We start from the raw sequence: 6073 nt of genomic DNA, 5'->3' as shown, positions 1-6073 counted from the left end.
CTAATATTATGCCTATTATGTTTTATTAAAAAAAATAATTACTTTCTTTTAATTCAATTTTTGGTTGTAAAAAAGGAAATTGGTTGTGACAATTAAGCTCAATTATAATATTTTTTTAACTTATTTAGTTGACAGTAAAATTTGCAAAAAAAAAGATTGGGAAGATATTACTGTCGAAATTAAAAATAGTAAAACTGGCCACTGGTTACTCAATTTAGGAGATGCTAGCAAGCTAGTTGTTAAGCAGGAGCCTGCCTATCGTATTGATCATAGTAATAATATGATTTTTCATGAGCAGCATATTTATCAACTAGTGAATTATTACCCTAATTTGGTTAACACTTCATCGTTGCTACCAGAAATTGTTCATTTTGATCGGGACAATTGGATACTAGTTTATAAATCTCCTAGTGATTATATAACTTTAGAAAGTTATTACGAAGCTATCAGCTCAGAAAGTTATGGCAAAACTTGTCAAGGTTTTCCAAATTCAGTAGCTGAATTACTCGGAACTTCTTTAGCTAAGCTGCATCTTGAAACTGTGAATTTTCACGATAAATACAAAAATTTTATAAAGGAGGTTAAAGACAATAATTGTTTATACCAATTTCCTTATCAGGAATATCTTTTAGATAGAGTTTGGCGTGAAAGTTTATTTAAATTACCGGCAGAGGGATTTAGATTTTTTGAATTTTATCAACGGGATGACAACCTGAGAAAAACAGTAAAATATCTTGTAGATCATCATCAACGCTGCTGCCTAACCCACAATAATCTTCAGCTAAACAAAATTTTAATACCTAGACAGTGGGAGCAGCGATTATCTGAGTATTCTGATCAGAACTTGGTTCAGCTAATTGACTGGGAAAGATGGAATTGGGGCGATCCAGCTTGTGATCTAGGAACAGCGATCGCTGGTTATTTGCTGCTATGGCTTAACAGTATAGCTATGCATCCTGCTATTAAACTAGAGCAATCTCTACAACTAGCTACAATTCCCTTGGAAGTCATTCGCCCTTCAATGGTGGTTATGCTGCAGACTTACATGCAGACTTTCTCAAAAGTCTTAGAAGAACGTTCGGATTTTATCAAGCGAGTTATTCAGTTTGCTGGTCTGGCTTTAATTTATAAAATTCTCGAAAACATTCTGTCTCACCAGGATTTCAGTAATCAAGGCATTTGTATGCTTCAAGTAGCAAAAAGCTTATTGTGCCAACCAGAAAAATCCTTAAGATCTATTTTTGATGTCACAGAATTACAACTGATTGAGTCAAGGTTGTACTCTCTCCAAGAGCATTAGGATTAACTATTATGCAATTACTACAAATCTTACAGGACATTGCTAGTCATGTTCAACTAGACTATTCCACTCTTCAGATTAGTTATGATGACTTTCCACCTACAGAAGTTCCTAGGGCTAGAATTTTGCAAATTCAAAAAATGTCCCAGGAAATTCAAAATAACTACTTTAAGTTAAAGTTGATGGAGCTAATCTATAGAATTTACTACGAAGGTTCACTAATTAAAACAACTAGCCAACCAATTCAAACGAATGAGCAAATTTTAAAAGAGATAGCTTCCGCAGAAGTAGATTGGGAATTCTACCAAGAACTGGAAAAAAATAATTACAGCAAAGGTTGGTTTCACCCAGACTACCGTGTTGTGAAACAGGAGGATGATAGTAGTCTTGCTGTAAAATACGATAGTATTACTGTTCACATCCGACCAGAGCTTCATCTTAAGTTAGAAGAACAATCAGCTTCCGTAGATGATTTGGTTTCAGTATGGACACCTGCTGGTGGTATTGAAAGGCGGTTATATACAGCAGCAGGAGAGGGAGAAATTGATTATAGTCTTTGGAAAGATCCTTCCAATCAGGTAGTATTGGCTTACTTCAATTTCGAATCTGAAGCAGCAATTATCCTGATGAAGTATCTGACAACACAGTTGAATGAAATTGAAATACCCTTTGTATTCAAAGTCTTACATAATCCCTTGAATTATCAGCGTTATGATTCAGGTATGCTTCAGTTTCATCGGAGTAACTATCAATTATTTAAACAAATATTACAAACTATTTACCCAGAAATTGAATCCCACTTTCAACCTCAGATTCCTATATTTACTAAAGCAATTGCTCCTGGGATTGGATTAGTAGAAAACCCTTATTCTCAACTGTTATTTACCTATGGAGAAACCTTTGGCATGAACCGCTGCCAAATTGTTGCTAATGCCCTAGTAGAAGCTCATCAAAACGGTGATGAATCTCCAGAAGCTCGAATGAAATATATAATTCAACACTTTGATCAGATGGGGATTGACCTAGAGCGCCCCTACCTCAATCCTGGATCTGAAGATATCTACACACCATTGGATGTAACCAACGGTGTGACAGTCAGTTAATAACTAGACATCAAAACTATAGCAATTCTACGACTGGTGAGGTACACAATTTCTATATTTTAGGGAACAGGGAACAGGGAACAGGGAACAGGGAACAGGGAAGAGCTAAGAGGGAATAGCGATGCGCTACATTAAAACAGGGAATCAACGTCAAAGAATACTGTACCTCATGAGTCCTATAAACGCTATAGTACAGTCAGTATTACTTTAGAAGTTGTAGTTAAGACTTAGAACTTAAGCTACTAGAGTCAATTTCCTTAATAACTTCAACTTCCCCAATTTGCCCCTTCAACCACCCACTAAACAAATCAGACATAATCTCAGAGCGCAACTTCCCATCCAATTCCGATTTAACAATCTCCTCCACCAAAATCAGATGCACTCCCTGAGAACTCACAATCGGCTTAAGCAACTGTGGCGGCTCAGCAGCAAAGACAGCAGCAGAAATTTCCGGCTTAAACTCCTGACGCTTAACAATTCCCCGATATCCTCCAGACCGCCGTAACTCAGTATCCTGGATGTATTCGTGAGCAATCTCATAGAAACTCGTCTCCCCTTCATCCAGGGCATAAAACAGTTCCATGGCTAGGTCTTTATCATCTAAAACGACTTCGTAAATAACTGCACTAGCATAATCGAGCTGATGTTCAAAGAAATAGGGTTCAACCTTATCCGCAAACAGATGTTGAACTAACTTATTAGCCATCAAATTAGTATACACTATTTCTTCAAAATCATCTAAAGACATACTGTATTTTTGCAGCCATGCCCAAGTGTCCTCGGAATTCTCAAGTTTGTTCATTAAGCGGAATTGGTCTGCTGCCTTTTGAAGTTCTTCAATCTCTACACGAATGCCAGCACTTTCTGCAGTAGCGGCAATAATCTTGCGGGTCACAATCCCTTCAATAATATCAGGAATTTGGCAGGTTAGTTTAACTTGGTTAAGAATCTCTTCAGTGCTAATCGTAATAGCTGGTAACATGATTATTTATTGGTAATTGTTAATTGGACAAGGGAATAGGGAGTAGGGAGTAGGGAGTCGGGAGTCGGGAATCGGGAATCGGGAATCGGGAGTCGGGAGTCGGGAGTCGGGAGTCGGGAGCATAAATTCAGTTGCGTAGGGTGCGTTAGGGACGGGCTCGCCCTCATTTTCTCGGTAGGCAATTTTGGGACAGTCCGTCCCGTAACGCACCACCAGGTCAAACAGCAAAAATTAGATGCACCCCTCGGGAGCAGGGAGGTCTTGGGGGTTTCCACGACAGTTGCTGATTCTGTCCAACTCCCCACACTCGCGCCCCATCCCATTCAAGTCCCCCAAACTTGGGGGATTTAGGGGGCTACTCCCCACACTCGCGCCCCATCCCATTCAAGTCCCCCAAACTTGGGGGATTTAGGGGGCTACTCCCCAAACTCGCGCCCCATCCCATTCAAGTCCCCCAAACTTGGGGGATTTAGGGGGCTACTACCCACACCTCCCTCTCTTTCACTACTCCCTACTCCCTGCTCCCTACTCCCTAATAAAACCTGAGACTTTGTACTTCACCCAATTGATAATTGCTACAATTCCAAACCCCCCTGCTGCAACTTCTTAAATGGATCCAGAATTAAATCCATAATCCGACGCTGGCGGACAATGACTTCTGCTGTTGCAGTGTCCCCTGGGCGGAGAGCAATACATTCTTTTGGTGTGGGCATACAGGTTTTATTCAGTTTAATTTCTAGGTCATAGGTAGGCACTTTACCCTGCTCCGTTTCCGTCACCTTGGAGGTTGGAGAAATTTTGATTACCGTTCCTTCTACTACTCCATAGTCTTGAAAAGGATAAGCATCAAACTTCATTTTTACTGCCATTCCTTCCCGTAAGGAGCCACTTTCTGAAATAGCAATCTGCGCCCGCAGGGAAAGGAACGACCCCTTTGGGGCAATCTCGACTATAGTGTCTCCAGGTTGCACTACAGCTCCGGCACTTTTGATCGGGGACTGAAACACTATTCCCTCGATCGGAGCAGCTAACACCCTTTGATTTAACTGAAATTCCAAGGATTTAATCTGACTTTTACTCTGGGATAGTTCAGCTTGGAGGGTAGTAATTTGGGTTTCTATATTCTTGAGTTGTTCCTCACTTTTTAGTAAAGCTAGTTTACCAGAATGAACCAAGGTTTTATAACTCCGTTCTTGCTCTTGTAAGCGCAGGCGAGCTTGTTTAATATCAGCCGAGGCTTGATGAATGGTCTTTTCATAACTACCTTGTTGCTCTTTCAGGCGAGACTGAGCTTGTTTTATGTCTAATTCAGTTCTGATGATATTTTTCTGGGCTTCTTTGGCTGACTGTTGCACATCTAAAAAGCGTTCTTTTGACAAAACCCCTTCTTCATAAGCGTTTTTGTAACGGGGAATTTTTTCCTCAGCACTTTCTAAACGAATGGTTTCTAATTCATAGGCAACCTTCCTAGAGTCTATCGCCTGCCGTGCCTGCTCTATTTGTGCCAATAGTTCTTCTTTTTGTAAACTGTAGGCGAATTTAAAGGCTTCCAGATTCTGCCGTGCTTGCTCGACTTGCGCCTGTTTTTCTAACTGTTGAGCTTGGTTTTGTTGCTCCTGGGTACGCAGAGCTAGTATCAATTGGTTTTTCAGCACCTCTAATTGATTCAGCCGATTCTGTTGCCCTTCTAATTTTTTTTGTTCCTGCTGAATTTCAGTGCTAACTAACTCGGATTCCAGTTCTAGTAACGTTTGACCAGCCGTTACCAATTCCCCTTCTTTCACCTTAATTGCTGCTACGGTTCCTGCCACTGGAGCATCAAGTTTGATAGTTTCCCCCGTAGGTTCCAATCGTCCTCTGGCTTTCCCCGTCTCATCCACCTGAGCTAAGATCGCCCAAGGTAACGCAATACCGATAAATACTATCAAAAAATACAGTAATCCCCTTGTCCAAACCTGGGGTAATGTATCCAGCAGTTCCTTAGTAGCATAAGACCAGTCATGACCTTGGAGTGCTTGATGATTGCTAGGTTGAGAAGTCTGTTGGGTGAGTAACTCCTGATACCGACGCTGGTCTGGAATAGTTTGAGTAGGACTATGTCCATTCAATGTATGATTTTCAGGCATAGCAGTATTTCCATTTGAGTTGTGAACAGAATCTTTTAAGGAAAGGCAAGAGGCAAAAGGCAAAAGGCAAAAGGCAAGAGGCAAGAGGCAAGAGGCAAGAGGCAAAAGGCAAAAGGCAAAAGGCAAAAGGCAAGAGGCAAGAGGCAAGAGGCAAAAGGCAAAAGGCAAAAGGCAAGAGGCAAGAGGCAAGAGTAATCAACTATATAGGGATTTCACCAGTGAGATACACAGGATTTCTTCCCTATTCCCTGTTCCCTATTCCCTATTCCCTACTCCCTACTCCCTACTCCCTATTCCCTGTTCCCTATTCCCTATTCCCTACTCCCTACTCCCTACTCCCTACTCCCTACTCCCTGCGCTATAACTGCTGCTGATTGAGATAGAAATAATGTCCTCGCTTTGCCATTAAGTCTTCGTGAGTACCGCTTTCTATCAAGACCCCTCTATCGAGGACTAAAATCAGGTCAGCTTTGCGTACGGTAGAAAGACGGTGAGCAATCACTAGGGTGGTGCGGTTTTTGAGAATAGTATTGAGATTGGTCTGAATAATCCGCTCGGATTC

At 41.1% G+C, this 6073-nt stretch carries 7 protein-coding genes and 1 pseudogene; 3 read left to right on the top strand and 5 right to left on the bottom strand.

Annotation, left to right across the window (positions count from 1 at the left end):
- The first annotated feature begins 85 nt into the window (after window positions 1-85).
- Both F6J99_RS40420 and F6J99_RS40415 read left to right on the top strand, forming a co-directional pair.
- Window positions 86-1300, top strand: a complete 1215-nt coding sequence (locus tag F6J99_RS40420) for a hypothetical protein (protein ID WP_293121868.1) — start codon at window positions 86-88, stop codon at window positions 1298-1300.
- A gap of 11 nt (window positions 1301-1311) precedes the next feature.
- Entirely contained in the window at window positions 1312-2403 is a 1092-nt protein-coding gene (locus F6J99_RS40415; protein ID WP_293121865.1) for a T3SS effector HopA1 family protein, read from the top strand.
- Window positions 2404-2623: 220 nt separating this feature from the next.
- Here F6J99_RS40415 and F6J99_RS40410 read toward each other — a convergent pair whose 3' ends face one another.
- The 4 genes from F6J99_RS40410 to F6J99_RS40395 form a co-directional block, all read right to left on the bottom strand.
- On the bottom strand, window positions 2624-3385 hold the full coding sequence (locus F6J99_RS40410) for a peptidylprolyl isomerase (RefSeq protein ID WP_293121861.1): 762 nt from the start codon (window positions 3383-3385) through the stop codon (window positions 2624-2626).
- 2 nt (window positions 3386-3387) lie between these two features.
- Window positions 3388-3708, bottom strand: a complete 321-nt coding sequence (locus F6J99_RS40405; RefSeq protein ID WP_293121859.1) for a hypothetical protein — start codon at window positions 3706-3708, stop codon at window positions 3388-3390.
- Between the two features lie 252 nt (window positions 3709-3960).
- Window positions 3961-5511, bottom strand: a complete 1551-nt coding sequence (locus tag F6J99_RS40400) for an HlyD family efflux transporter periplasmic adaptor subunit (protein WP_293121870.1) — start codon at window positions 5509-5511, stop codon at window positions 3961-3963.
- Between the two features lie 35 nt (window positions 5512-5546).
- A complete protein-coding gene (locus F6J99_RS40395; protein WP_293121857.1) occupies window positions 5547-5693 on the bottom strand; it encodes a hypothetical protein in 147 nt (48 codons plus the stop codon).
- Window positions 5694-5729: 36 nt separating this feature from the next.
- On the opposite strand from F6J99_RS40395, the gene F6J99_RS40390 reads away from it, so the two are divergent.
- On the top strand, window positions 5730-5885 hold the full coding sequence (locus tag F6J99_RS40390) for a hypothetical protein (RefSeq protein ID WP_293121855.1): 156 nt from the start codon (window positions 5730-5732) through the stop codon (window positions 5883-5885).
- On the opposite strand, the pseudogene F6J99_RS40385 reads toward F6J99_RS40390, so the two are convergent.
- Window positions 5870-6073: pseudogene (locus F6J99_RS40385) on the bottom strand (hypothetical protein); the annotation flags it as partial. The gene F6J99_RS40390 and the pseudogene F6J99_RS40385 sit on opposite strands and share 16 nt — an antisense overlap.

The organism is Moorena sp. SIO4G3, from assembly GCF_010692305.1.
GTDB lineage: Bacteria > Cyanobacteriota > Cyanobacteriia > Cyanobacteriales > Coleofasciculaceae > Moorena > Moorena producens_A.
This window is presented reverse-complemented; position numbering and strand designations above follow the sequence as displayed.

Coding starts and splice junctions, on each gene's coding strand:
- F6J99_RS40415 (WP_293121865.1), top strand. CDS start 1,312: ATGCAATTACTACAAATCTTACAGGACATTGCTAGTCATGTTCAACTA.
- F6J99_RS40410 (WP_293121861.1), bottom strand. CDS start 3,385: ATGTTACCAGCTATTACGATTAGCACTGAAGAGATTCTTAACCAAGTT.
- F6J99_RS40405 (WP_293121859.1), bottom strand. CDS start 3,708: ATGGGATGGGGCGCGAGTGTGGGGAGTTGGACAGAATCAGCAACTGTC.
- F6J99_RS40400 (WP_293121870.1), bottom strand. CDS start 5,511: ATGCCTGAAAATCATACATTGAATGGACATAGTCCTACTCAAACTATT.